Below are 25301 nucleotides of genomic sequence, written 5' to 3' on the forward strand. Positions count from 1 at the left end.
TGAAATCAAATTCCCAACTTAAGTACTCAGCACATAAATAGCATCGCTTAAACACATAAAACGAAATAACCAGAAGCCACAAGCTTTTTCGTAATAAGCCTCATAACATTGGATGAATCAATTCGCATGGAAGAGCTCAAAAAAGACATTTCACTCACATCAGGTATCGCACAGTTATCCACCACATTAATGGGAACTGGGCTGTTTATGATCCCGGCTATCGCAGCAGGTATAGCTGGCCATTTTTCACTATGGGCTTGGATTTTATTGTTCATCGCGATTTGTCCTATTGCGCTGACTTTTGCTCAACTGGGTAAACGATACCCCAACGCGGGCGGAACAGCCTTTTTTGTACGCAAAGCCTTTAACGCCAAGCTGGAAAGTAGTGTCGCTTGGCTATTTGTTAGTGTCATTCCGGTAGGGGTTCCGGCCGCGATTGCACTCGCCGCAGGCTTTCTACAACAAATATTGCCAGAGCCTATTAGCAACAATCTGTTTGCACAAGTTCTCACGGTAGTACTTCTTGTGTTCGTCAACTTGATGGGCACAAAATCATCAGGTCATTTACAAACTCTTATTGCTTTGAGTGTCTTCGCACTTGTTGGCGCATTTTTATGGAAAGGCGACGTTAACAGCGCCGATCTTGTGATGCCCGCCATCACACAAGAGTCAATTTGGCCTATTACCGCAGCGTTAGGCGTGATGTTCTGGTGTTTTGTTGGCATAGAGGCTTTTGCCCATATGGGGGAAGAGTTCAAAAACCCTCAAAGAGATTTCCCTATTGCCATTGTGGTCGGTTGTTTTGTAGCAGGGGCTACCTATTGGGCATGCTCTGTCGTTATTTTAAAATTTGGCGCGTATGGTAACGCTCAATTTGATAACGCATCCATCCCCTGGCTTAGTGCCCAACTACTAGGCGATGGAGCCAAATGGATAATCAGCTTGATAGGTTTCTCCGCTTGTTTCGCGAGCGTAAACTTATACACACAGAGCCTAGCGCGAATGGTCTGGGCTCAAGCTCGTGAACATCGTCCTTCTAGTCCACTAGCCAAGATTTCGCGTCGTGGTGTCCCTTTCTCAGCCACCATATTAGTTGGCGGTATATTATTGATATCTTGTGTGATAGGAACCCTATCACAGCTCGATCTGGAGTTTTTCCTAAAACTCGCAAACAGTGTATTCGTTCTAGTTTACATGTTAGCGATGTTAGCCGCTTTTAAATTGCTTCGAGGATTTGGTAAAACACTTGCGGGACTGTCCCTACTGCTTTGTACCGGTGTTTTTATATGTTTAGGCTGGTCAATGTTTTATGCACTTGGCATTTTTACTCTACTTTTACTGCCTTGGAAACAGTGGCGACATAAGCGACAAACACGTGTAGTTGAATAGTCATCGCTTCCCATTTCGAAATATGTGAGCTAAACGTTGGATACCAGCGTCTATGTTCTCTAACGCGATATTGCCGTAACCAAGCACGGCACCATGCCAGTGACGTGCTTGAAAATCTGGGAGTTCATAATAGCTCAAAGGTCGCAAGATGATCCCTTCATGCTCTGCTAGTTTTATAAAACGCTGCTCATCCATACCGTCTTGCCATTTCAACGTAACATGAAGCCCCGCCGCTTGGCTAACGACGCAAACACGGTCGCCAAAATGCTGTTGAATGGATACATGCATCTGTTCATGCTTAGTTTTGTACAGTCGACGCATTTTTCGAATATGACGTAATAACCCACCTTCAGTAATAAAGTCTGCCAATGCTTCTTGTGTATGCGTCGGCGAATCACCACTTAACGCATCCTTAACCACTAAACATTGCTCTACTAAACGTTCAGGAACTACAAGGTAGCCAAGCCGCAATCCGTTAAACATCACTTTACTGAAGGAACCCACATACAACACACGATCATCTCGACCCATTTGAGCTGCTAGCCCCTGTAAGCTGGTATAGGGACGATGAGCAAACTGAAATTCGCTGTCATAATCATCCTCGATGATCCAACTTGATTGTTCGACCGCCCAGTTGATGATCTTTCCTCTTTGCTCGGTATTGAGTGTGGTGCCCATCGGATATTGATTACTTGGTGTAATATACAGCGCATCGGCATCGCTTGAGGTCACCGCTTCCACATCAAAACCTAATTTCTCTCTTACGAACAAAGGCTCAAATTGATAGTTTTGGAACTGAATCAACTTCCGCATTTGCGCGTAACCTGGTTGCTCCATCAGAACCTTATCACCTTGTTTGAGCACTACCATCGTCGCAATTGACAACGCTTGCTGCGCCCCAGAGGTAATAATAATGCGCTCTGGAGAACAATTCACTGAACGGCTTGATGCGAGGTAGTCAGCTAAAGCACAGCGCAATGCCCAACTACCCTGAATATCTTGATTACCCAGCAAGCAAGTACGAGACATATGGCGAGTGAGTAACTTTTGCCATTGCGCCATCGGAAATGCGTCCAAATCCGGTACACCCGGTGCAAATGCGCGGTTGATATCAAAGTGAGCTTTCGGTGATGAGTCTCTCTGAACTGAACTAGGTTCAGGCAAGTACTGCTCTGGCAGTTCTACGGCAACATAAAAACCAGAACCTTTTTGGCTGTTCAAGTACCCTTCCGCCACTAACTGTTCGTAGGCAGAAATCACGGTATTCCTACTTAGATTAAGCTCTTGTGAAAGCTTCCGCGTAGAAGGCAGCTTCCCATTCTTCACCCACAGTCCTTGAACAATTTTCTTGCGAATAGCCAAAAACAACGCTTGCTGACGCGTTCCTTCACTGTCTTTTAAATGTAGGTCACCGATATCAATCAAAGACAAACTGGATCCATCCATTAGTTAAAACTGGCTCTCTTTAAGCTACCAGTTAAACGCTACATTGCAATCAAAGAATGAGGATAAATCGCTCGTAATCGTGAGCAAGCAAGGAGAGAAAATGCTATCCAACACCAATAGAACGGAAATTAAGAAAGGCGCACATAAAGCCGTCTCTGATGTTAGCAAACTGCACGCCATCATAGATGAAAGCCTAATCGCTCATATTGCGATAACCAACGAGTCAGGCCCTGTGGTCATCCCTATGCTGGCATGGCGTGTCGATGATTACGTGTATATCCATGGTGCCAACAACAGTCGACTGTTACGCTCACTCAAACAAGGAGTGCAAACGTGCTTAACCTTTACTTTGTTTGATGGTTGGGTATTGGCTCGAAGTGCGTTTCACCACAGTGCGCATTATCGCAGTGCTGTGGCCTTTGGCCAGTTTGAGGTGGTGGAAGATAACCAAGAGAAAGACAGGTTGCTGAATCACTTTATTGAACAGATCGCTCCGGGGAGAACAGAACAAGTCCGTTTGAGTAATGAAAAAGAACTCAAAGCCACCATGCTACTGCGTATCCCGCTCACGGAGGCATCAGTGAAAATCAGCAATTTTGGCGTCAACGACGATGCGGAAGACATGGACATCCCTGTTTGGGCAGGTGTCCTACCCTACCGAACCGTCGTAGGTCCACTGCAAGCTTGTGACGATTTGTATGAAGGTATCGCAGAGCCAGACTACCGCAGTGCCTACTCTAACCGTTGGCAGGAATAAGCACCGTAAAACGTGCGCCGCCTAAGTGACTCTCGCCGACAGAAAGCTCCCACCCCAGTTGCCGCGCTGCACTGGTAGCGATGGCAAGCCCTAAACCAAAGCCTTTCATGTCGGCGTTGCGGCTTTTGTCTAAGCGCGAAAATGGCATAAATACTTCTTCTCGCATTGCCTCAGGGATGCCCGGACCATCGTCCTCAATATCGATGCTCCAGCAATCCGCTACCGTTCGAATCGTCACCTCAACGCAGGACTCACCATAACGCTTGGCGTTTTGCAGTAAATTATCGAGGACAAGGTTACCCAAAGTAGGCTGAAAGTGAATCAATTGGTTCGCGAGTTTATTTTCTGCTCTCAACATGGCGGACTCTAAGCCTAGGTAATTCATGCGGCTTTTACACCAAAGTGGCAGTTCCATGGTTTCAACAGAATCGATCCATGAGTGGTTTTTCACACTCAAGCGAGACAGCATGACAATGTCGGACGTTAAATCCGTCACGACATCAACGTATCGTTCAATATCGTCATGTAACTCTGCCTGCATTTCACCACTCGTGCGTCGAGCTAAATCCGTCGCTAGCTGAATACGACTCAGCGGAGTGCGCACTTCATGAGGAATAGCTTGAGTAAAGATGTGTGTTTGGCGCACTCGTCTCTCAATCTCTTCAGACATGCAGTTGAAGCCTTGGGCGAGCTCTTTCACGGGTTGCGAAAATTGCTTTAGCTCGACTCGCGTATTCAACTCACCAGAACCAAATTGTTGTTGCGCAGCCGTTAGTTGCCGAATTTGGCGGTCAAGACGTCGTACAGGTATGTAAACCATAATGCCTAAACTGCATACAACAACCAAAAGCAGAGTAAGTATAAATACAATCTCAGAATCTTCATTCCAATCAACGTGTGGGCTAAAGAAGTCCGTTTTTTCTTTGAAAACTAAATTCTTCGAGGTGTTAGGTAAAGGGAATACCGCGGCATAGGTACTGCCATCAATAAGATAAACAGGTATCCCTTGCATTCGGTACAGCAGCTTACAATCTCGACAAGGCGGTGATCCGTCCCAGTTTTCAACCAATGTTAAATCAAAGATAAAGAAATCTTGCTTGCCGTTTTCGGTTAACTTCTTATAGAGAGAATCCGGAGTGCCTCGTTGCTCAATGTATTGATCGACAAAATAAGCACCATCACTCAAAAAAACACCGACTTCTGTTTTGCGCATGTACTCTTCCCCCATAAAGAGAAACAAAGCAACAGTCAGCGCAAGGCCAGTAACTAACCCCACATATAGACGAGTAAACAGGGAAAACATGCGTCATTTACCTGTCAGCATATAGCCGTGGTGACGTATGGTCTTAATGGTAGCAGTATGGATATGAGCCTTAGAGAATTTCTTCCTTAGTGAGGATATACGCATATCAATCGAACGATCAGTAATGCAGTATTCAATGCCTCTGGCAAGACGGCAACATGATTCACGAGATACTGGTTTATCGACATTCAGCATCAGGAGCTCTAGAATTTCAAACTCAGAGCTCGTTAAACCAATATCTTTTTGCAAATAAAATGCTTGGGAGCGACGAAGACAAAGACTAATGCCATATCGGCTCAGCTTTTCTTCTTCAACGATATCAACTTGACGACAATAGCGACGCAACGCTGCTTCAATACGGGCGAGAAGGATATTGCCTTTTATCGGTTTGGTAAGGTAATCATCAGCACCGAACTTAAATAAGCTCACCTCGCTCATTTCATCATCGGTCGCAGTCAAAACAATGATAATACCATGATAAAACTTACGCGCCTCTTGGCATATTTCTGCGCCATTTTTTCCTGGTAACATCAAATCTAACAGCACTAGGTCCGGCTTGAGCCCCTTAATCGTTTCTAATGCATTTTGACCGTTACCGATGACAGTTACCGTATATCCTTCGGCTTCGAGGTACATTTTGGTTAATCGAGCAATCTCTGAGTCGTCTTCTACCAGTAAGATTGTATTACCCACCATGAATCATTTACTCCACCAATATGATGGAGGGAGTATATCGCTCGTCCTATACTGCGCAACCTACTTAAATGATAATTTTAATAAAACGCAGGCTTACATACGCTTACAAACCATACATATACGATAATCCTAATCATTCTATACCCCTAAAACCATGCAATAACCTGAGGTTTTATTCATTCTCAGAATATAGCTTCACATAGAAAATAAAATTCGGAATAAAAATCCACTATATTTTTAAATGTATCGAATAATAGGTCTTACCAAAAAACAATATCAACATATATGACTTAGTTTGCTTATATAGACAGGACTTTATGTTGATTCTAAGTTTCTTGCTCTAATAAAGTCTACGAGTAACATGAAATGAGATATTCCAAATTAACACCTTTAGCCATATTTTGCGCGATAAGTCTAACTGCTTGTGGCGGCAGTGAATCTAATCCGAAACCATCGAAAACAACACCTCCACCACCACCAGTGCCAACATTGAGCACTGTCACAATCCCAACTGTCGTTTCTACAGAGTTTCCGGCCAAGTTAAAAGTGGCTGCTGATGCGGGCTTCACCCACTATGTGAAAATCTCCCTTTCTGAAGCAAATAACAATGATACATTTCACATTGTGGCCGTTGATGACGGTGCGAATAATGAAAAAATCTTTCGTGCAGCCAAAATCATCCAACACCTTCTAACAAACCAACCAGACTCTAAGTACGGTGCTGACAAGTCTCGTATCGCTAAGACATTAGCCGAGCGTGATGCCACATTAATGCTGACCGAAAACGACGAACAGAATGATGAGATGTTAACCAAAATCTTTATCAACGAACTGATTCGCCAAGACAAACTGAACGACGCAGTTACAAACTCGGGCTTAGCACACTCTTTTGATACAAGTTCTCTAGAAAAGTTTGTTGTAAGCATGATCGTACTTAACGAAGATGATATGGATACACTTGTCACATCTATCGCGTCAACATTAGTAACTAGTAAAGAAACACCAAACTGGCTAAGGAATAGCCAATCTTTAATGTATCGAGAACTGACAGTTGAAGGCGATTGCCATTACATGAGTAATTTTGCCGATTACTGCGCCAATCTTGGCAAAAAAGCCGAACGAGACGCCGCTTTTGAAGAAATTTTACACTTGGTCCAAGCGCAAGGTATTGCACCTAACACGGCGACTGCGGCACTGCAAAATGACATTCAAGCTCATGCGTTAAGCATCTATAACGATATTCAATCGGGCAAACCGACGGTGTGGCGCCCTACTCAGTATGACTGGGACGATTGGAAATCGGACGACTTCGATCCTGAAAGTGTTAAACAAACGGGCCCTTCATATTCTCACGAATATTTTGCTGCCGCTTTTGAAGCTTACATGGGGGTAGCAAAAGCAAACGGACATGGTTTAGATGGCTACCAAGCATTAACGCGTGAAGAAATGCAAACCCAAGATCCACAAGCCGTTGATTGGATCAGTGGCTTATTCCACGGATACTTGCAATATACCGCGAATATCGACTCTGCGGGCGTCAAGCTCTACACAGAAAAGACAAATCCAGGCACAGTACCTACCTTCCGTATGGCTCCCAACAAAGACGGTTTGATAGAAGCGTACACCTACAAATCTCAGTGGCTAACAAAAGTGAAGATCATTGGCGACGACGCGATGAATGTGATCGGTAATGATCAAAACAATACTTTTGAAGGCAACAGCAAAGACAACAGCATTTATGGTGAAGGCGGTATCAACACCTATATCGTGCAACACAAACTGGCGGAATGTACTGTTATCAAAGCAAAGAGCGTTTCTGTTGAGTGCCCGACTACAGGCACTGACGAGTTGTACGACATTCAGAACATCCAATTCACCGACCAAACCCTAGATGTAACCAAGCTATAAAAAATGAAAAACATGAAGAAACTTATTCTATTCGCTCCCTTGCTCCTTGCTGGTTGTGGTGGCCTAGCCGTCATGGATCGTACTGATGCCGTAAAAGCACAACCAGAAATGCTGATCAAAACCGACGGTGATTTTTGGGGATTCGGTGCAGATGGCCATTTTGATTTTGCTGGTAAGTACAAAGGCAAGTATTCACGCAGTGCTTCTAACTCAAGTTGGTTTAACCGTATCTCTTTCAAAGAAGGTTCAATGGGCGCAGAAGTGACTCGGATCGACAGCGGGGAAACTTGGCTTTTGAACTGCACCGGAGGCGGTATGTCGGTTAACTACATGGGTGTCGATTTTGGTGGGAATGATCCTTACACCTGTGACATTACTCAAGATGGTAAAAAAGTCGGTGAGTTTGCGATGGAGCCAAAATCCGCTCTCATCGACATCAGCTTTGAGAAGAAAGAGACAGGCGTAGTGCGTATTGGTAGCACCCACTTTAATGTAGAAACTGTACATACTAGTCCTGACGCCATGATGGCGGTAGACATTCCATTGGGGTATAGCTTTAAGGAAGGCACACAAGAAATTGCCGCTGTGCAGACGAACGGTACCATTGCGGTACAGATGCTCCCTGAACTTAGCGAACAAAAAAAGGATGTAATTGCCATCGGCGCTGTTGCAAGTGCACTAAGTTGGCGCCCTAAAAAATAGCCATTACATAAAACAACAACACACAAAAAAACAACACACAAAAAAACAAAGCCCTCTACTTTTTTGAGGGCTTTTATTGCTTGTACTCATAGAGATAAGTGGAGCACTACTTCTCTAATCTTCCCGTATACTGCTTGGGCGTTAATCCACGATGTTTCTTAAACATACGATTGAAGCTCGCCACATTGGTGTAACCAAGGCGCGTGGCAATGTCATCAATACTCACGCGCTTACTCAACAAACCAGCTGCAATATTACTCAATACATAGCCAGAAACCGTCGAAAAATTGAGCCCTAATTTATGCAAACGACGTTGAAACTGCTGTTCAGATAAATCAAGCAGAGAAGAAACGCGCTCTAACGTTGGCAATCCATAATGGCTGCTGTAATTCACCACTTCATAAATCACTTTCAACTCATCTTCTGGGTCGGGCATATTAAGCAAATCATCCAAATCGGAAAAACTCATCGCTAGACGGTTGTCTTCTCGATGGCTCACTTGGCGAGAAGCTAGTCGGTCATCTCCCGGGATCCATATCTCTGTTTTTGGCTGACTCCATTCCACCTCGCAGCCGAAATATTCCCGGTATCGCTCAGTATTTTTGCTCGAGCCTGAAACCTTGACACGTAAAGGCTGGTAATCTTTGCCAAGAAATTCGCGTAACACCTTAATCATAAATACCGCACAGCGGATACTATCGTGCACCTTTACTGACGTTTCTATAAACGGGTTGTGGTAAGTCCATTTGATGATTTTACCCGACTGTTCGCCAGCAAAAAACGCCCCTGATTGTAGGTTGCTCACACCATAATTCACTCGCCGAATGGTACTGGCTAAATCATTGCCGGAGAATAACCAGCGTCCCACTGGCCCTAGCTTTTGCAGTTCAATACCTCGGCTGAGACTCAACACCACATCCGGGTCACCACTAGCTTGTTCAACACAACGATACCATTCCGCAACGGCTTTTAGCGGGATCAGTGTCATTGGGTTACGAAACACCGATGCTGGGATCCCTAACTCATCTGAGTCCAAATTGTATTTAGATAACGCGAGGTTATGCATGTTTAGAATGCCCATCGCGCGAATAAACCGAACCGTTTTCATAACCAATTACATCAAATTTAATCCTATAGTGATTGAATCTGTCACAAAGAAAGCCGCAAATCAAATTCAGATCACAATACGCCAACAGTTTGATAGAGGAGTGTTTAATGAGTTTACTGAGTGTCCCATTTGTCGGTACAGGCGCAGATACGGCGTTACATGTTGTCGCTGCTGTCGTTTTAATCGCGAGTGTCGCGGGCGCGTGTTACGGCTTTTGGAAAATCCATGAGTTGCCAATTAATAAGGCGCACAGCAAAGACCATCATCAGATAGGGCTCATCACTGCGCTCACCTGGATAGGGTTTGTCTGGCACTGGGTTTGGGTGCTAGCTGTGATCTTTGCATTCGTTGATATGGAAAAAGCCATCATCAATCTACGTGATACATGGAGAAGTAAACCGCAAACAGAAACACAGCCAAAAGAGGAAGCGTAATGTTAGAAGGTTTAGCGGTATGGGCTCTCTTCATCTATCTGCTGCGTTTGGTTGGCATGCCTTGGAACAAAGCAACCAAATCGTTCGCTTATCTTGGCGGTTTGAGTTGGCTAATGTTCGTATGGGTAGGTTTGATTAATTTCACCCCGATGGATTTATCCGGTGGTTCTGTCGTGCAGTCACCACACATCCAATTGCGTCCAGATTCAACCAATGTAAAAGGTAAAGTTGACCACATTTACATTAAGCCGAATCAGCAAGTTAAAGAGGGTCAGCTCATTTATGAACTTGACCCAACGCAATACGAAATCGCATTAAATCAGGCGAACGTATCCGCCGATTCTGCACGAGTCGCATTAGCTACGGCAAAAGGCGACATCGAGATTGAAGAAGCTAACCACGAAGCGCTAGTGCAAGATCTAGAAACATCAAAGAGCCAGTTGGAAGCGGCGAAAGTTGACTACAAATTGCAGAAAAAAATGCTAGATCGTTATGTTGAGCAAAACCGAGTAGTGCACAACACCATCACGGAAAGCGATATCGACAAACAATCGAGTGCGGTTGATATGGCACGTCACAACGTGTTGACCCTTGAGTCTCAAATCAAGAAGAAACAAGTCGATATTTCCCGTGCACAACTGGCGATTCATAAAGCGGAACTTGCAGTTGAAACTAAACAAGCCGAACTGCGCCAAGCTGAAGAGCAAATTGCAAAAGCGCAATGGGATTTGAATAGCACAAAAGTTCATGCCCCAACAGATGGCTTTGTCACCAACTTTATCCTGCGTGAAGGTCAGCGTGTATCGATGATGCCGCGTATCAACATGTACACTAACGAGAAGTACGTGCTGATGCGAGTCAACCACCAGGCGATTCGTAACATCAAACCGGGTCAGCCAGCGGAATTCTCTTCGTCCGTTTACCCAGGTAAGATCTTCTCAGCGACCGTCGAAGGCATTGTTGAAGCAACAGGTGAGTCACAAGGTAATCTACTGGGTTTCGATGATTCCGTACGTGTCACCACTGGAAAGAACTTACAGAACAAACACCACTTTGTTCGTCTTAAGATTGATGAGCCAGAAGGCTACGACATCCCTGTTGGCTCTGTTGGCCTCGCATGGGTCAGCGGTGAAAAACCGATAGGCTTCATGGCCTTCTTAGATGTGATTCGCGGGATCATCATCCGAATGAAGTCTCAACTGTACTTCTTCTACTCTATCTAAACTCGCAAACCGCCAGTTACGCTGGCGGTTTTCTTTTCATTTGTATCCAAACATATCCTTTTCCCGTATAACAATTAGTTAGTAAATAGCGGAGAAGATTCATGTCGGCAAAGGAAAGAAGCCTACCTACCCATCGCATCTCAAGATTCAGCAAGTTCGCTTCACTTGCTACCCGTGTCGCAGGCAATGTGATTACAGAAGGCACGAAGCAGATAGCCAAAGGCAACAAACCAAAAGCGAAAGACCTCTTGCTGACGCCACAGAACATCGCGCGTTTAACTGACCAACTTGCTCACCTACGTGGCGCTGCAATGAAGCTTGGTCAAATGCTGTCAATGGATGCTGGTGATGTTTTAGAACCTGAACTTGCCGATATTCTTTCCCGTCTTCGTTCCAACGCAGACCCAATGCCTGCAAAACAACTCAACGCAGTAATGGAAAGTTCGCTAGGAACGAATTGGAAAGCTGAGTTTCTGTCATTTAACTTCAAACCAATCGCCAGTGCATCAATAGGACAAGTGCACCAAGCTTACAGCGATGCGGGCGATAACCTAGCCGTCAAAGTGCAATATCCGGGCATACGGAAAAGTATCGATAGCGACGTCGATAATGTCGGTACACTGCTCAAGGTCGTTGGGTTGATTCCCGAGTCTGTCGACTACAAAGGATTGCTCGAAGAAGCGAAAAAGCAGCTACATGACGAGGCCGATTACGCACGAGAGGCACAATTTGCCATTCGTTATCATGACGCTTTGAAGGAGCACCCTCATTTTGTGGTGCCCAAGATTCATACTGAAAGTTGCTCAGACTCCGTTCTCGCGATGGAATTCATTGATGGCAGTCCGATTGAGCAAATCGAACATTATGATCAGAGTACGCGAGATTTTGTCATGCACAGCCTACTCGAATTACTGTTTCGAGAGCTATTCGAATTTAAGATGGTACAAACCGACCCAAACTTCGCCAACTACTTATATATCGAAAACACTCGTCAAATCGGCTTGCTAGATTTCGGGGCGACCCGCGAATACAGCGAACGGTTCAGTACCGGCTATCGCCAAGCTTTTGCGTCTGTCGTGAATAATGACGAACAAGGCTTAAATGATGCGCTTGAACAAATAGGCTTCTTCAGCCAAAGCATCCTTCCAGACCAGCGCCAAGCGATTCTCGATCTAGTGAAAATGGCATGTGAACCAATGTTAGTTGATGAGCCTTATGACTTTAAAGCCAGTGGCTTAGCACAAAAGCTTCGCGAAGCTGGCACTATTTTAAGCATGGAACAAGAATACTGGCATACTCCACCAGCAGATGCCCTATTTTTGCACAGAAAAATAGGCGGAATGTACTTGCTGGCAGCCCGTATTGGCGCAAAAGTGAACATTCGCCAATTGGTACAGCCATATCTCACCATCAACAGCAAATAGCCTATTGTTTTTCTGTTACTTTCAAGTACCTTGAGCAAGGTTAAGATGTATAGTTGTGCATCTCAATAACATGCCATACTTCCATAAAACGAATTAACTATCGGGGTACTCGGTGAGCAAGTTTCAAGATCTCTCCACTCTAATCCAGCAAATTGGCCAAGCCGAAGAAGCGGATCAAGTCGCAACGCTCAATGAATCTATTGAAGCGGGCCTCGAGCCCGGCGCGGTTGCCCTGATTCTAGAAGCCTTTCCAATCGACGATCGTGTTCGCTTATGGCGAGCTTTACCACTAGAGCTACATATCGACGTGTTAACGGAAATGCGTGCGGACGTACGTTTCTCTATCATCAACGCGTTATCTGAAGTCGAGCTAAAGCTCACTCTCGCTAAACTCGACAACTTGTCGCTCATCGAATGGGCCGATTCGTTGCCAGAGTCGATCATCAACGAAGCGCTCTCGTTGATAGAAAAAGATGAGTTGGAACTTTACGATCAAGCAAACGAGTATGCTGATGAAGAACTCGGCCACTGGGCTGAACGTAAGATCATCACCCTGCCCTTCAACATTACGATTGGGACAGCTAAGCAGTTAATGGAGCGCTATAGCTACGACACGCCTCAACAGGTGTATCTGATTAATCGTAATAAACAGTATCGTGGAACGGTCAACTACTTCGATATCTTGCGTGGTGACCCCGATACTCGCTTAAAAACACTCGTTATTGAGGCTGTGACGGTGCTAGACAGTAAAATGATGCTTCCTGAAGCGGTAGAGGCATTAGAACACAGCACACTGCCCGCTCTCCCTGTAACTGATGCAGACCAAACACTGATCGGTGAAGTCGATTGGCAGTTTGCATTGAGTACACAGCGTGAAATCTACGAAGCACGTTTGATGGCCGGTACAGGTATGGATGAAGGCGATGACTTGTTTGCGCCAGTATTAAAAAGCTCGCAAAAGCGCGGTGTTTGGTTAGGCATCAATTTGCTTACTGCGATTTTGGCGTCTGTCACTATTGGACTATTTGAAGATGTAATTGCGCAGGTGGTGGCTTTGGCGGTGCTCATGCCAATTGTTGCATCCATGGGGGGCATTGCTGGCAGCCAAACGCTCACTCTAATGATTCGTGCGATGGCGCTTAATCAGATCACCCCAGGTAACCGTTTCAAGCTATTGAAAAATGAGTTGGGTATTGGCTCTCTGAACGGCATTGCTTGGGCGTTAATCATCGGCGGGCTCGCCGGATTGTGGTTTCAATCTCCGGTTCTTGGGGGAACCATCGCGCTGGCCATTATCGTCAATATTATTACCGCAGCTTTATTTGGTGTGCTGATTCCCATTATTCTGGATAAGTTTAAATTGGACCCCGCTTTGGCTGGCTCGGTGATTCTAACAACAGTGACAGATGTAGTTGGTTTTTTCGCCTTTTTAGGAACGGCGAGTTTAGTCATGCTTTAAAAGGTTCATTGTTTATTAATCAATCATTAGCATAATAGAGTCAAATTGCATAACGCAGTTGCAAATTGCAAACATACTCAAACTTTAAGCAACGCATGTCACAGAAACTACGTATTTTAGGGCATATTAAAGTTGGCACAGTAACTGCATTATATAAATCGACCCTTCTTAAGCCGAGGGTCACCTAGCCAACTGACGTTGTTAGTGAACTTGATTTTGTTCACATGTATATAAGCCAATCGCACTCTTTGCGGTTGGCTATTTTTTTATGTGGCTATTGCCCTCTTATCCTCTGACCGAGCTCGGTTGTACTTTTCTTACCCACAACAGATTGTTTACTGTTTATAAAATTCAAATATTCGCCCACTAAGCCATTAGAAATGCCAGCTTCAACAAAAATAAATCACCTACATAAAATAAAACCAAGAAAACACACCCAAGAAAAGAACAAATAACGTCCAAACCAAAAACCTCATCATGAAATCGTTTTCTTTTCATAGAAATCGACTGAACAATCCAGAGTTATAGATAAATTTAACCCATAAAAACAAATAGCAATTCAAAACATTAATTTCACATAGAAAACCTGTCTATAAATCATAGAAAATACGTAAAAACAAACTTTCCAATTTTAGAATTTAAAAACCAAACCATTGTTATTAAAAGAAAAAATACATATAAAAAACCAAGCAAACGTTTAAATTTCAATTTTATAATTGACTATTAAATTTACATCACGATAATACGCGCCGTTTGCCTGAAAACCAGGTGCTATAATTAAATATTTAAATGTGCGGAGGTAATAATGGCTGGAGACAATAATTACAGTCTTGGACCAGTTCCCAACACGGCCAGAAAAGGCGTGGCATCACTTACAATGGTGATGTTAGGACTCACTTTTTTCTCCGCAAGTATGTGGACTGGGGGTTCTCTCGGTACTGGGCTCTCCTTCAATGATTTTTTCCTCGCTGTTCTCATCGGTAACCTAATCCTCGGTATTTACACTTCTTTCCTCGGTTACATCGGCGCTTCTACTGGTCTCTCTACTCACCTTCTTGCTCGTTTCTCTTTTGGTTCTAAAGGCTCTTGGCTTCCTTCCGCTCTTCTTGGCGGTACTCAAGTTGGGTGGTTTGGAGTTGGTGTCGCGATGTTTGCGATTCCGGTGCATAAAGCAACGGGCATCGATACCAACACGTTGATCCTTGTATCCGGTTTGCTCATGACCGCGACCGTTTACTTTGGCATCTCCGCACTGATGGTGTTGTCAGCAATTGCCGTTCCTGCCATTGCGCTACTTGGCGGCTACTCTGTCATCGAGGCAGTAAATAGCGTTGGTGGTATTGGCGAACTACAACAAGTTCAACCAACCGAGCCACTCGATTTTTCAATAGCTCTCGCGATGGTTGTCGGCTCTTTTGTCAGTGCTGGTACATTAACGGCGGATTTCGTACGCTTTGGTAAAAAGCCGCGCAGCGCCGTGATGATCACCATGGTGGCATTTTTCATCGGTAACTCGTTAATGTTTATCTTTGGCGCGGCAGGTGCGTCGGTGACGGGTCAATCAGACATTTCTGAAGTGATGATCGCGCAAGGTCTTCTTATTCCAGCTATCATCGTTCTTGGCTTGAACATCTGGACGACCAACGACAACGCGCTCTACGCATCGGGTCTTGGATTTTCCAACATCACAGGCTTACCAAGTAAATACATCTCAATGGCGAACGGTCTTGTTGGCACACTTTGCGCTCTCTGGCTCTACAATAACTTTGTTGGCTGGCTGACCTTCTTATCGTTGGCAATTCCACCGATTGGCGGTGTGATCATCGCTGACTTCTTCACGAACCGTAAACGCTACGCAAACTTTGAAGCCGCCCAATTCCAAAACGTTAACTGGGCTGGCATTATCGCTGTCGTGATTGGCGTTGGTGCGGGACACTTCCTGCCTGGCGTAGTGCCGATTAACGCTGTACTTGGCGGCGCAATTAGCTTCCTGATTCTTAATCCTATTCTTAACAAAAAAGCACTGGCTACACAGCCAGCGTAAGGAACCATCATGACAACACTACTGATCAAAAACGTAAAGCTAAAAGGACAAGAAGGTCTGCAGCAAATTTTGATTGAAGATGGTCAATTCAAGCGCATTGAAAGCAACGATGTGGAGCTTAGTCATAACGGTGACATCATCGATGCTGAAGGCGGTATGGCGGTTGCGCCTTTCTGCGAGCCACACATTCACTTAGATACAACTCAAACCGCAGGCGAGCCTAACTGGAACATCCCTGGCACATTGTTTGAAGGTATTGAACGTTGGGCTGAGCGCAAAGAAATGCTGTCGATTGAAGACGTGAAAGCGCGCGCAAAACAAACCTTAAAATGGCAGATAGCAAACGGCGTACAACACGTTCGTACCCACGTCGATGTTTCAGACCCTACCCTAATTGCCCTAAAAGCGATGGTAGAAGTGCGTGAAGAGATGAAAGAGTGGGTAGATATCCAAATCGTCGCCTTCCCGCAGGAAGGAATTCTCTCTTACCCAAATGGCAAAGAGCTGCTAGAAGAAGCCGTCAAATTAGGTGCGGACGTGATTGGCGCGATTCCACACTTTGAATTCACACGCGAATATGGCATTGAATCGCTGCACTACGTGTTCGAATTAGCGCAAAAATACGACCGTCTGATCGACGTGCATTGTGATGAAATCGATGACGAACAATCTCGCTTCGTTGAAACACTGGCAGCATTAGCGCACAAGTTTGATATGGGGAATAAAGTCACGGCCAGTCACACCACAGCGATGGGTTCCTACAACGGTGCATACGCATCTCGCCTGTTCCGTTTATTACGCATGTCCGGTATCAACTTCGTGGCAAACCCTCTGGTGAACATTCACTTACAAGGCCGTTTTGATGATTACCCAAAACGTCGCGGCGTAACACGAGTGAAAGAGATGCTGAATGCCAACATCAACGTCTGCTTTGGACACGATGATGTATTTGACCCTTGGTACCCACTAGGCACTGCAAACATGCTGCAAGTGCTGCATATGGGTCTGCACGTGTGCCAGGTGATGGGTTACGACCAAATCAACAACTCACTGGATCTGATCAGCACCAATTCAGCACGTACACTGAACATTCAAGATAAGCACGGCATTGAAGAAGGCAAACCTGGTAGTTTACTGATTCTTCCCGCAGAAAATGGTTTTGACGCAGTACGTCGCCAAGTGCCGGTTCGTTACTCTGTTCGTCACGGTAAAGTGATTGCAGAAACACAGCCTGCGACAACTCATATTCATCTTGAACAAGCAGAGCAAGTAACGTTCAAACGCTAAAAAGATCGGCGAAACGAAAAAGGCCTGACGACATCGTCAGGCCTTTTTTCTACTGGTAAACATCACTGCTCGCTCTGTCTATTCTTGTCTCATAAACCACTGAACACATTGAAAGGCCATATAAAACGGCTGAGTACCAAACGTTGCACAAGGTTCTGGTGGCTGAATCTCAATTACACCATCGCACTTGGAAATTATTCTAAGCGTTGGGCATACTTCTGACTTCATTTTAGTTGTAGATATGAACCATGACGTCATTAAGCCAGATAGAACCGCAATTTTTGGAATTTATGCAGCAAGAGATGCAAGTAGATGCAGCTCATGATCTTAAACACGTAAAACGCGTGGTCAAAACAGCGAAACAGCTCTGCAAAGAAGAAAATGCAGACATCGCGATTGTATTACCGGCTGCCTATTTGCATGATTGCTTTACTTACCCGAAAGATCACCCAAATCGCAAAGAGAGCTCAATCATCGCAGCCAAAAAAGCGGTCGCATTTTTAGAGAGTATCGATTATCCGCAGCAATATCATGATGCCATTGCTCATGCGATAGAGGCACACAGCTTTAGCGCAAACATCAGGCCAAATACGTTGGAAGCTAAAATCGTCCAAGATGCCGACCGTCTGGACGCTTTAGGCGCAATTGGCGTGACGCGATGCATTCAAGTCAGCACTCAATTTAACGCGCAACTTTACAACGACAGCGATATATTTGCCGAAGAACGTGAACTTAACGATAAACAATTCACTCTGGATCACTTTCAAACCAAGTTATTCAAAATCGCTGAAACCATGAACACAGAGTCAGCAAGACGCGAAGCGCAAAAACGCAAAACCTTTATGCAAACGTACCTAGAACAGTTACACGACGAGGTAACAGCGTAAATGTCAGAAAGCTATACGTTAATTAAAGAGCTTAAACGCCAACTAAAGTTAGCTGGGCTGCATTATGCCGATGTTGCACAACACCTTGATTTAAGTGAAGGAAGCGTCAAACGTTTACTCGCTGAAGGTCAACACATTAGTCTTGAACGCTTAGAACGCATTTGCCAATTGATTGGTTTAGAAATGGCGGAACTGTTTAAGCTTGCGGCTGCGCACAATAAAGGTCTAGAGTCGCTAACGTTAGAGCAAGAAAAGCAGTTGGTTAACGATAAAGCCCTGCTACTCGTGGCAATCTGTGTTGTAAATGGCTATCAGTTTGAACAAATCGTCCAGCAATACACCTTCAATGAGTTGGAACTGGTGCAAAAGCTTGCTCATTTGGATCGTCTGAACATCATCGACTTGCAGCCAAATAACAAAATTCGTTTGCGTATATCTCCGACATTTAAGTGGCAGATGGGCGGCCCTATTCAACGGTTCTTCCAACAGCAAGTTCAAGACGCCTTTTTCCAAAGCTACTTTTCTGGTGAAGATGAAAAGTTCTCCATGGCAACAGGATTGATGAGTGTACCAACCAACAAGAAGCTACAACAGAAACTGCAAAAGGTCATCGATGAGTTTTATCAGGCTTGCCAAAATGATAGCTCTCTCGATATGGACGAAAAACACGGCACCTCTCTGATTATTGCGATGCGTCGTTGGACGTTCCCTCTGTTTAAACCATGGGAAAGAAAACTCCCCAACAAGTCTCGCAATTAGTAACTCAATAAATAAATGGAAGTAAAAGTAACGAATTTCGTTACTTTTGGTGGCGTGCAACGTCACTTGAAAGAGAAAGCTGGTTTAATCGTTCATTGAGCATAAAGTGCTCCCATCTCATTCGACTTTGTTTAATCGGGGCCCGTATGTTTTTCTCAAAACGCTTTTTTCCTTACTTTGTGACGCAATGCCTTGGCGCACTCAATGACAACATCTACAAAAACGTTCTGTTATTGATGGTCACATACAGCCAAATTGATAACCTACCAATATCCGTCAATCTATTCGTTAATTTGGCGGCAGGCTTATTCATCCTACCTTTCTTTCTATTCTCAGCGCATGCTGGTGCCGTCGCTGACAGCATGGACAAAGCCAAATTAATCCGACGTCTAAAGCTCATCGAGCTGGCTATCATGTCTTGCGCAGCAACCGCTATTGCCACCCAAAGTGCCATGCTGATGCTGGTTCTGCTGTTTATGACAGGCACTCAATCGGCCTATTTTGGCCCCGTGAAATACGCCTTACTACCACAAGCGCTCAAACCAAATGAGCTTGTTAAAGGAAATGCTTGGGTTGAAATGGGCACGTTCCTTTCGATTCTTATAGGTACGCTTAGTGCAGGCCTGCTGCTATCCATTCCTAATGGTACCTTGATTGCTTCTTGTGTAGTGATTGCCTTGTCTTTGCTTGGGTTCATGAGCAGCGTGAATATTCCAGCGATGCCTAGCCAATCGAATGACAAAGCGAAATTTGAGCCGATTTCTGGTTTAAAGAACACGTTAAAAGTGGCAAAAAAGCAGAGAGGCATCTGGATGTCTATTCTTGCCATCAGTTGGTTCTGGTTCATGGGTGCGACTTACCTAACTCAATTCCCTAACTTCGCACGCGAACATTTGTTTGCAGACAGTACTGTCGTTTCTTTACTGTTGGCATTGTTTTCCATTGGTATCGCGACAGGCTCTTGGTTGTGTGAAAAGCTCTCTTTCAACCACATTGAGCTTGGTATTTTGCCATTCGGTATCCTTGGACTGACAGTGTTTGGCGTAGACTTGCTATGGGCAGTCCCGAGTTATCCATCGCTTCCGGTGCACTTTTATGATGTGCAAAGCTTCGTTGCTGAATCCAAACATCTGCGCGTCATGATTGACCTGTTCCTTGTTGGTGTAAGCGGCGGTGTCTTTATTGTTCCTCTTTATGCGTTCATCCAATCGCGTTCAAACAAAGGGGAATGTGCACGTGCCATTGCTGCTAACAACATCATGAATGCATTGTTTATGGTGGTGTCTGCTTTGGTTTCGATCGTTGTACTCAGCGTACTAGAGCTTTCTATTGTGGAACTGTTTGCCATGATGGCAATAGGTAACTTCTTCGTGGCAGTCTATGTCTATCGTCAAGTACCGGAATTCACACAACGCTTTATCAGTTATTTACTCAGCCATTGTATGTATCGTGTGTCTGTAAAGGGGCGTCAACATATTCCTGAACAAGGTGCTGTGTTAATCGTGGCTAACCATGTTAGCTATGTCGATGCGTTGATTTTGATGGGAACCTCTACTCGCCCGGTTCGTTTTGTGATGGACAAGTCCATCAGCGAGCTACCTGTTCTTAAATATGTATTCCGTCATGCCGGTGTTATCCCGATCTGTTCTCCACGTAAGTGTGCCGACACTTACCGACGAGCATTTGAACAGATTGAACAAGCACTTTACGACGGTGAGGTTGTCTGTATCTTCCCTGAGGGTCGTTTAACGTCTAACGGTCAATTGGGTGAGTTTCGCCCTGGTGTAGAGAAAATCCTTGAACGTAACCCTGTTCCTGTCATCCCTATGGCGTTAAAAGGGCTTTGGGGTTCTTTTTTCAGCCATAAAGGCGGACATGCTCTCACAAAACGACCGACTCGTTTTTGGTCAAAAGTGGATGTTGTTATCGGTGAAGTGTTAAGTCCTGCGTCTTTAAATCGTCATCAATTGCAACAACAAGTACAGGATTTACTGGGCTGAGTCGCTTGCTACAGCAGTCAAACTTTGCAGCAAAACGTAAATATGCACCACAAAGCACAAGTAGTTTCTTGTCAATTAGAGTAGGATATCTACGACGTCATAAATCTAGGAGGTATTATGAAAATCATCATCTTACATGGTCTTTATATGCATGGGCTGGTCATGCAGCCTCTTAGCCAAAAGCTGAGAAAACTCGGATACGAAACGCAAGTACTCAGCTATAACACTGTTGCTATCGATGAGTCTTCACTGTTTGATTCTATTGAACATTCGCTTAATCCACTGACCACAAACGTCCTCGTGGGACACAGCTTGGGAGGCTTGATGATTAAGCGCTATCTCGCCAACAGAAAACCGAGCACTAACTTAATCTCTCATGTTGTCGCTATCGGTTCGCCTCTTAAAGGCGCGTCCATTGTAGGCCGAATTCAAGATCTCGGATTGGGTGCAATTTTAGGCAATTCGCCACACCACGGATTAAACAAACATGATGACGCTTGGGATCTCCCTCAAAAACTCGGCAGTATCGCAGGAACGATGCCGATTGGTGCTCGCCCATTGTTGATCCGTAATGACAACACCATGTCGGACGGTACCGTTACCGTGGAAGAGACAAGACTGGACGGTATGCAAGATCATATCGAAGTGAAGCAAACGCATACGAGCCTGATTTACAACACCTTCGTGCCGCAGCAGATTGATCACTTTATTCGCACAGATTATTTCCGTCGATAGCACACTTTTCCATCATACAGATGGAATCGACTTTCCAAGCTATTCAGTTCGCAGTACTATCCTAGCTCCACTTCTTCACAACTTGGATGAAGTGGTACATTTTTAATTGTTCTCAGGGCGGGGCGAAATTCCCCACCGGCGGTATACTTTTTCAAGTGAGCCCGCGAGCGCTCGATTCGTCGAGGTCAGCAGATCTGGTGAGATGCCAGAGCCGACGGTTATAGTCCGGATGAAAGAGAATAAGAATACACCAGCATAGCGAGTCAGATCGCTAAGAATGCTGGTGCACTTCTTTTTGATCGTATTTTACGGCGATCTCTCATACCGCCCTGATTCTGGTGAAATTTAGGAGTTAACCATGAATCAGTCATCACTACTTGCCGAATTCGGCGACCCAATTACTCGCGTTGAAAACGCACTTATCGCTTTAAAAGAAGGCCGTGGCGTACTGCTTCTTGATGATGAAGATCGCGAAAACGAAGGCGATATCATTTATTCAGTCGAGCACCTCACTAACGAGCAAATGGCATTGATGATCCGCGAATGTAGCGGCATCGTTTGTTTGTGCTTAACAGATGTTCAAGCAGACAAACTGGAACTGCCTCCAATGGTGGTAAACAACAACAGCGCAAACCAAACCGCATTTACGGTTTCTATTGAAGCGAAAGTTGGTGTAACAACGGGTGTTTCAGCAGCAGACCGCGTAACGACCATTAAAACGGCGGCAAACCCGCACGCAAAACCGGAAGATCTTGCTCGCCCGGGTCACGTATTCCCTCTGCGCGCACGTCCAGGTGGTGTAATGACTCGCCGTGGTCACACAGAAGGTACGATTGATCTGATGCAAATGGCAGGGCTTCAACCCGCTGGCGTACTGTGTGAAGTGACCAATCCAGATGGCACGATGGCAAAGGCACCGGAGATCGTAGCATTCGGTCGCCTGCACAACATGCCGGTACTGACGATTGAAGACATGGTAATGTACCTGAACCAGTTCGAGTTGAAACTGGCATAGTCAGATCTCAGCTCTTGAAAAAGCCGCGCATTTGTGCGGCTTTTTTGATCGATCCTCTTTGCACTTAAGTAGTTATACTTATTGAAAACAAGGGGAACAACACCATGAAAGGATTACTGAACTTCGCCGCTCTCGTTAGCTTTCTCTCCATGAATTCGCTTGCTCTTGCATCTGAGTGCCCTGATATTCTTCAAGGTAAGCAAAGGTTGTTAAACTCAACGGAAGAAGTCGATCTATGCGAAAGCTTTAAGGGAAAGACACTACTAATCGTCAATACAGCAAGCCAGTGCGGCTTCACTCCTCAGTTTGAACAGTTAGAAACCCTCTATCAAACTTACAAAGACCAAAACTTCACCGTTATCGGTTTCCCGAGCAATGACTTTCGACAAGATAGAGGAAGCGAAACAAACACAGCGAAAGTCTGTTATCTCGATTACGGGGTAACCTTTCCAATGATGGCTCGCTCTTCAGTATTAGGTGTAGATGCGAACCCAGTCTTCAACCAGATTACTAACCAAGCAGGCATAACACCAAAATGGAACTTCTACAAGTTTCTAATTAGCTCTGAAGGTAAAGTTATTGCTACTTTTCCAAGCTCCACATCACCGACAAGTACTACGCTAACCAATATGATAGAGCAACAATTATAAGGTGACGACCATGACAACACGCTCAACCATGCTACAACTCGGTTACTTAGGCCTGGTTCCATTTGTGTTTAGTTTAGGGCTGATTTTCACTGACATCTCACTCTTCAATTTAAGTGGTCAGCAATTTTTCATCGCATATAGCGCCGTTATATTAAGTTTTTTATCCGGCATCCTTTGGGGTAATGGCATTGAGCATTACTACCATCGCCTTAGCCGAAATGTATTAATTCTCAGCAACCTTTTTGTCTTACTGGCTTGGGGCGCATTACTGCAGGGCCACAAACATTACGCAGTCGCAACCCTACTCTTAGCAATTGGGTATCTTGCTGTTTGGTATGCAGAAAAGCTCGTGAGGAAAGTCGAACAAGACGCCGAGCCCAAGGGATATCAAGGAATGAGGAGCAAACTGACCTTCGGCGTAATCGTAATGCACGGATTGGCTTTAGTTTCATAACCTGGTCTGTCCAGTACTAAGATCACAAAAAAACGTCTTTTTATAAAACAATGTTCATTTCGTGAATGCACACATATTTTGAACACTGTTTTGTTTCATTTATGAATCAATCCACATATAAGTAGTTCAAAGCATTCACAAAGGATATGAATATGTTTTTTCGCAAACTTTTGTTTAGCACTGCGATGATCAATGCAACGACAGGTTGCGTGTCTTACCAGGCACAACAAGCCGCCGCTCAAACAGTAAATAATACAGGTGCCGTGCTTACCAATGTGATTAAAACCACGATTGCTCAGCCATGTAATGTTGCAATCACTGCTGCTAGCTTGTTTTATCCGCATGCCATATTTATGACTAGTGTTCCGACTCAAGCATGTACAAGCGTTCTTAGATAATACGAGTGTGATAAGCATAAAAAATGGCGACTCTACCGTCGCCATTTTTAAGCATCAATGCTATTTACAGTTACAGCGTCAATAAGTAATTAACTAATTGATTGTACTCGTCGTAAGTACGAATTTCGTTGGCCAAAACAATGTATTTATTGTTCACAACCACACCCGGAACCCCTCTTAACGTGCTGGCAGAGAATTGCTTATCAAAACCTTTCTGCATTGAGTTTACGGCGAAACTGTTGTACGCCGCATCAAACTTCTTACCTTCTACGCCATTATCAACGAAGAGTTGTTTCAGCTCAGCTTCGTCTTTTGGCGCTTGTCGCTTTTGATGAATTTGGGCAAACATGGCAGGAATCATTGTATCTTCAACTCCTAGCGACACCATCGTCGCGTAGGACTTGGCCATCGGAATCGCCATATCTCCGCCCATGAACCCCACATGCACCTTTTCAAACTTTGCCTCTTTTGGCAGAGCAGGTTTTAAACGCTCAATAAGCGACTCAAACTTGTAGCAATGTGGGCAATAAAAAGAAAAGAATTCCGTCACAACAGGTTTCGATGCTTTCTTTACATCCAGAACTTTGTAGTGCTTCCCTTCTTCAAATTGCGCTGCATGAGCGGTAAAAGTCAGTAAAAGTGCACTACATAAGGCAAGTAGTTTTTTCATTGTTTTATTTCCTTGTGGCATTCAAATGCCAAATCATTTCATTTGGTAAAAAGGGGTAAACCCCAAGTAATTTGAGATGAGGAATTAAACAATCGGAGGACGATAAAGCTTGGTGATCACTGTCACTACTTTTTCGACTAGAGGCCTACCAATCAAGGCAAGGCTATAAGGAAGAAGCAGTAAGTCGTTTTGAGATAAGTTGGCGGGAATTTTGACCATGCAGGAAGAGCTACAACTCGTGTGAGATTGTTGTGCCTTATTGATGGCTGACTCATCGTGATGTGATTCTACGCAGTCGTCATTGACGCCAAGTTGTTTGTGCAGAGCAGCCTGTTGAACAATAAGATCGCGTACTTCAATTGTTTTCATCGGAGCGGAAGCCTGCGCCACAGGAGCGACACTACTCAAAAGCATAGCAACTAAGCAAACTATCGCAGTCAACAATGTACGGTTCAACTTCAACATAGCTACATCAAGGAAAATGGTGATTTAAGATAATACATGATAACGGTTTGACTTCAAGATACGGACTCTCGGCTCGCTAACAAACTCT

Annotated in this window: 24 protein-coding genes and 1 riboswitch; of the genes, 18 read left to right on the forward strand and 6 right to left on the reverse strand. The window is 44.7% G+C overall.

The features are described from left to right. Window positions 1-126 precede the first annotated feature (126 nt). Window positions 127-1389, forward strand: coding sequence for an L-methionine/branched-chain amino acid transporter (yjeH, locus tag R7P36_RS04885; RefSeq protein ID WP_017635168.1), 1263 nt, complete (start codon window positions 127-129; stop codon window positions 1387-1389). On the opposite strand, the gene R7P36_RS04890 is transcribed toward yjeH, so the two are convergent. Continuing rightward, window positions 1390-2835: a PLP-dependent aminotransferase family protein gene (locus R7P36_RS04890; protein WP_213899203.1), complete on the reverse strand. Its 1446-nt coding sequence runs from the start codon at window positions 2833-2835 to the stop codon at window positions 1390-1392. 100 nt (window positions 2836-2935) lie between these two features. Here R7P36_RS04890 and R7P36_RS04895 point away from each other — a divergent pair, with 100 nt between their 5' ends. Beyond that, on the forward strand, window positions 2936-3592 hold the full coding sequence (locus R7P36_RS04895) for a pyridoxamine 5'-phosphate oxidase family protein (RefSeq protein ID WP_158159477.1): 657 nt from the start codon (window positions 2936-2938) through the stop codon (window positions 3590-3592). Here R7P36_RS04895 and R7P36_RS04900 read toward each other — a convergent pair. Next, window positions 3573-4895: an ATP-binding protein gene (locus R7P36_RS04900; protein ID WP_213899204.1), complete on the reverse strand. Its 1323-nt coding sequence runs from the start codon at window positions 4893-4895 to the stop codon at window positions 3573-3575. The genes R7P36_RS04895 and R7P36_RS04900 overlap by 20 nt on opposite strands. 3 nt (window positions 4896-4898) lie before the next feature. Then, window positions 4899-5591 carry a response regulator transcription factor gene (locus tag R7P36_RS04905; RefSeq protein ID WP_053349274.1) on the reverse strand — a complete coding sequence of 231 codons (693 nt, stop codon included), beginning with the start codon at window positions 5589-5591 and terminating at the stop codon, window positions 4899-4901. Window positions 5592-5957: 366 nt separating this feature from the next. Here R7P36_RS04905 and R7P36_RS04910 point away from each other — a divergent pair, with 366 nt between their 5' ends. Further along, entirely contained in the window at window positions 5958-7499 is a 1542-nt protein-coding gene (locus tag R7P36_RS04910) for a hypothetical protein (RefSeq protein ID WP_213899205.1), read from the forward strand. A gap of 12 nt (window positions 7500-7511) precedes the next feature. After that, on the forward strand, window positions 7512-8201 hold the full coding sequence (locus R7P36_RS04915) for a hypothetical protein (RefSeq protein ID WP_031778833.1): 690 nt from the start codon (window positions 7512-7514) through the stop codon (window positions 8199-8201). A 106-nt stretch (window positions 8202-8307) separates the two neighbouring features. Here R7P36_RS04915 and R7P36_RS04920 read toward each other — a convergent pair whose 3' ends face one another. Further along, the gene (locus R7P36_RS04920; RefSeq protein WP_213899206.1) at window positions 8308-9309 is read right to left on the reverse strand and encodes an AraC family transcriptional regulator; all 1002 of its coding nucleotides are present in this window, start codon (window positions 9307-9309) and stop codon (window positions 8308-8310) included. 107 nt (window positions 9310-9416) lie between these two features. Between R7P36_RS04920 and R7P36_RS04925 the strand changes: the two genes are divergently transcribed. From R7P36_RS04925 to R7P36_RS04990, 14 genes are all read left to right on the forward strand, one after another. Continuing rightward, window positions 9417-9743 (forward strand): MFS transporter, encoded by a 327-nt coding sequence (locus tag R7P36_RS04925; protein WP_046875867.1) that lies wholly within the window; start codon window positions 9417-9419, stop codon window positions 9741-9743. After that, entirely contained in the window at window positions 9743-10966 is a 1224-nt protein-coding gene (locus tag R7P36_RS04930; protein WP_054729669.1) for an HlyD family secretion protein, read from the forward strand. The genes R7P36_RS04925 and R7P36_RS04930 overlap by 1 nt, the downstream gene beginning before the upstream one ends. A gap of 101 nt (window positions 10967-11067) precedes the next feature. After that, complete coding sequence (locus R7P36_RS04935; RefSeq protein WP_172563725.1) at window positions 11068-12390, forward strand: ABC1 kinase family protein; 1323 nt, start codon at window positions 11068-11070, stop codon at window positions 12388-12390. Window positions 12391-12502: 112 nt separating this feature from the next. Further along, on the forward strand, window positions 12503-13849 hold the full coding sequence (locus R7P36_RS04940; RefSeq protein WP_005373641.1) for a magnesium transporter: 1347 nt from the start codon (window positions 12503-12505) through the stop codon (window positions 13847-13849). Between the two features lie 805 nt (window positions 13850-14654). Further along, a complete protein-coding gene (gene codB, locus R7P36_RS04945; RefSeq protein ID WP_047101164.1) occupies window positions 14655-15893 on the forward strand; it encodes a cytosine permease in 1239 nt (412 codons plus the stop codon). A gap of 9 nt (window positions 15894-15902) precedes the next feature. After that, complete coding sequence (locus R7P36_RS04950) at window positions 15903-17180, forward strand: cytosine deaminase (protein WP_213899207.1); 1278 nt, start codon at window positions 15903-15905, stop codon at window positions 17178-17180. A 248-nt stretch (window positions 17181-17428) separates the two neighbouring features. Beyond that, window positions 17429-18067: an HD domain-containing protein gene (locus R7P36_RS04955; RefSeq protein WP_017819864.1), complete on the forward strand. Its 639-nt coding sequence runs from the start codon at window positions 17429-17431 to the stop codon at window positions 18065-18067. Next, the gene (locus tag R7P36_RS04960) at window positions 18068-18826 is read left to right on the forward strand and encodes a helix-turn-helix domain-containing protein (protein ID WP_213899208.1); all 759 of its coding nucleotides are present in this window, start codon (window positions 18068-18070) and stop codon (window positions 18824-18826) included. A gap of 146 nt (window positions 18827-18972) precedes the next feature. Then, complete coding sequence (locus R7P36_RS04965) at window positions 18973-20826, forward strand: MFS transporter (protein WP_213899209.1); 1854 nt, start codon at window positions 18973-18975, stop codon at window positions 20824-20826. Between the two features lie 117 nt (window positions 20827-20943). Then, window positions 20944-21561 (forward strand): triacylglycerol lipase, encoded by a 618-nt coding sequence (locus tag R7P36_RS04970; protein ID WP_213899210.1) that lies wholly within the window; start codon window positions 20944-20946, stop codon window positions 21559-21561. A gap of 104 nt (window positions 21562-21665) precedes the next feature. Continuing rightward, window positions 21666-21806: riboswitch (FMN riboswitch) on the forward strand. Window positions 21807-21919: 113 nt separating this feature from the next. Further along, a complete protein-coding gene (ribB, locus tag R7P36_RS04975; RefSeq protein ID WP_005385579.1) occupies window positions 21920-22576 on the forward strand; it encodes a 3,4-dihydroxy-2-butanone-4-phosphate synthase in 657 nt (218 codons plus the stop codon). 104 nt (window positions 22577-22680) lie between these two features. Continuing rightward, entirely contained in the window at window positions 22681-23226 is a 546-nt protein-coding gene (locus tag R7P36_RS04980) for a glutathione peroxidase (protein ID WP_047102735.1), read from the forward strand. A 10-nt stretch (window positions 23227-23236) separates the two neighbouring features. Beyond that, window positions 23237-23680, forward strand: a complete 444-nt coding sequence (locus R7P36_RS04985; RefSeq protein WP_017819861.1) for a DUF3429 domain-containing protein — start codon at window positions 23237-23239, stop codon at window positions 23678-23680. 152 nt (window positions 23681-23832) lie between these two features. Beyond that, window positions 23833-24078 carry a hypothetical protein gene (locus tag R7P36_RS04990; RefSeq protein WP_005373664.1) on the forward strand — a complete coding sequence of 82 codons (246 nt, stop codon included), beginning with the start codon at window positions 23833-23835 and terminating at the stop codon, window positions 24076-24078. A 70-nt stretch (window positions 24079-24148) separates the two neighbouring features. Here R7P36_RS04990 and R7P36_RS04995 read toward each other — a convergent pair whose 3' ends face one another. Then, the gene (locus tag R7P36_RS04995) at window positions 24149-24748 is read right to left on the reverse strand and encodes a thiol:disulfide interchange protein DsbA/DsbL (RefSeq protein ID WP_005373667.1); all 600 of its coding nucleotides are present in this window, start codon (window positions 24746-24748) and stop codon (window positions 24149-24151) included. An 84-nt stretch (window positions 24749-24832) separates the two neighbouring features. After that, window positions 24833-25213 carry a hypothetical protein gene (locus R7P36_RS05000; protein WP_025767950.1) on the reverse strand — a complete coding sequence of 127 codons (381 nt, stop codon included), beginning with the start codon at window positions 25211-25213 and terminating at the stop codon, window positions 24833-24835. Window positions 25214-25301: the final 88 nt, after the last annotated feature.

The sequence above is a fragment of the Vibrio sp. 397 genome (assembly GCF_033339395.1).
In the GTDB taxonomy this organism is placed as follows: Bacteria; Pseudomonadota; Gammaproteobacteria; order Enterobacterales; family Vibrionaceae; genus Vibrio; species Vibrio alginolyticus.

Coding starts and splice junctions, on each gene's coding strand:
- R7P36_RS04980 (WP_047102735.1), top strand. CDS start 22,681: ATGAAAGGATTACTGAACTTCGCCGCTCTCGTTAGCTTTCTCTCCATG.
- R7P36_RS04965 (WP_213899209.1), top strand. CDS start 18,973: ATGTTTTTCTCAAAACGCTTTTTTCCTTACTTTGTGACGCAATGCCTT.
- R7P36_RS04950 (WP_213899207.1), top strand. CDS start 15,903: ATGACAACACTACTGATCAAAAACGTAAAGCTAAAAGGACAAGAAGGT.
- R7P36_RS04930 (WP_054729669.1), top strand. CDS start 9,743: ATGTTAGAAGGTTTAGCGGTATGGGCTCTCTTCATCTATCTGCTGCGT.
- R7P36_RS04895 (WP_158159477.1), top strand. CDS start 2,936: ATGCTATCCAACACCAATAGAACGGAAATTAAGAAAGGCGCACATAAA.
- R7P36_RS04910 (WP_213899205.1), top strand. CDS start 5,958: ATGAGATATTCCAAATTAACACCTTTAGCCATATTTTGCGCGATAAGT.
- ribB (WP_005385579.1), top strand. CDS start 21,920: ATGAATCAGTCATCACTACTTGCCGAATTCGGCGACCCAATTACTCGC.
- R7P36_RS04900 (WP_213899204.1), bottom strand. CDS start 4,895: ATGTTTTCCCTGTTTACTCGTCTATATGTGGGGTTAGTTACTGGCCTT.
- R7P36_RS04915 (WP_031778833.1), top strand. CDS start 7,512: ATGAAGAAACTTATTCTATTCGCTCCCTTGCTCCTTGCTGGTTGTGGT.
- R7P36_RS04890 (WP_213899203.1), bottom strand. CDS start 2,835: ATGGATGGATCCAGTTTGTCTTTGATTGATATCGGTGACCTACATTTA.
- R7P36_RS04990 (WP_005373664.1), top strand. CDS start 23,833: ATGTTTTTTCGCAAACTTTTGTTTAGCACTGCGATGATCAATGCAACG.
- R7P36_RS04935 (WP_172563725.1), top strand. CDS start 11,068: ATGTCGGCAAAGGAAAGAAGCCTACCTACCCATCGCATCTCAAGATTC.
- yjeH (WP_017635168.1), top strand. CDS start 127: ATGGAAGAGCTCAAAAAAGACATTTCACTCACATCAGGTATCGCACAG.
- R7P36_RS04970 (WP_213899210.1), top strand. CDS start 20,944: ATGAAAATCATCATCTTACATGGTCTTTATATGCATGGGCTGGTCATG.
- R7P36_RS04920 (WP_213899206.1), bottom strand. CDS start 9,309: ATGAAAACGGTTCGGTTTATTCGCGCGATGGGCATTCTAAACATGCAT.
- R7P36_RS04955 (WP_017819864.1), top strand. CDS start 17,429: ATGACGTCATTAAGCCAGATAGAACCGCAATTTTTGGAATTTATGCAG.
- R7P36_RS04925 (WP_046875867.1), top strand. CDS start 9,417: ATGAGTTTACTGAGTGTCCCATTTGTCGGTACAGGCGCAGATACGGCG.
- R7P36_RS04905 (WP_053349274.1), bottom strand. CDS start 5,591: ATGGTGGGTAATACAATCTTACTGGTAGAAGACGACTCAGAGATTGCT.
- codB (WP_047101164.1), top strand. CDS start 14,655: ATGGCTGGAGACAATAATTACAGTCTTGGACCAGTTCCCAACACGGCC.
- R7P36_RS05000 (WP_025767950.1), bottom strand. CDS start 25,213: ATGTTGAAGTTGAACCGTACATTGTTGACTGCGATAGTTTGCTTAGTT.
- R7P36_RS04985 (WP_017819861.1), top strand. CDS start 23,237: ATGACAACACGCTCAACCATGCTACAACTCGGTTACTTAGGCCTGGTT.
- R7P36_RS04995 (WP_005373667.1), bottom strand. CDS start 24,748: ATGAAAAAACTACTTGCCTTATGTAGTGCACTTTTACTGACTTTTACC.
- R7P36_RS04960 (WP_213899208.1), top strand. CDS start 18,068: ATGTCAGAAAGCTATACGTTAATTAAAGAGCTTAAACGCCAACTAAAG.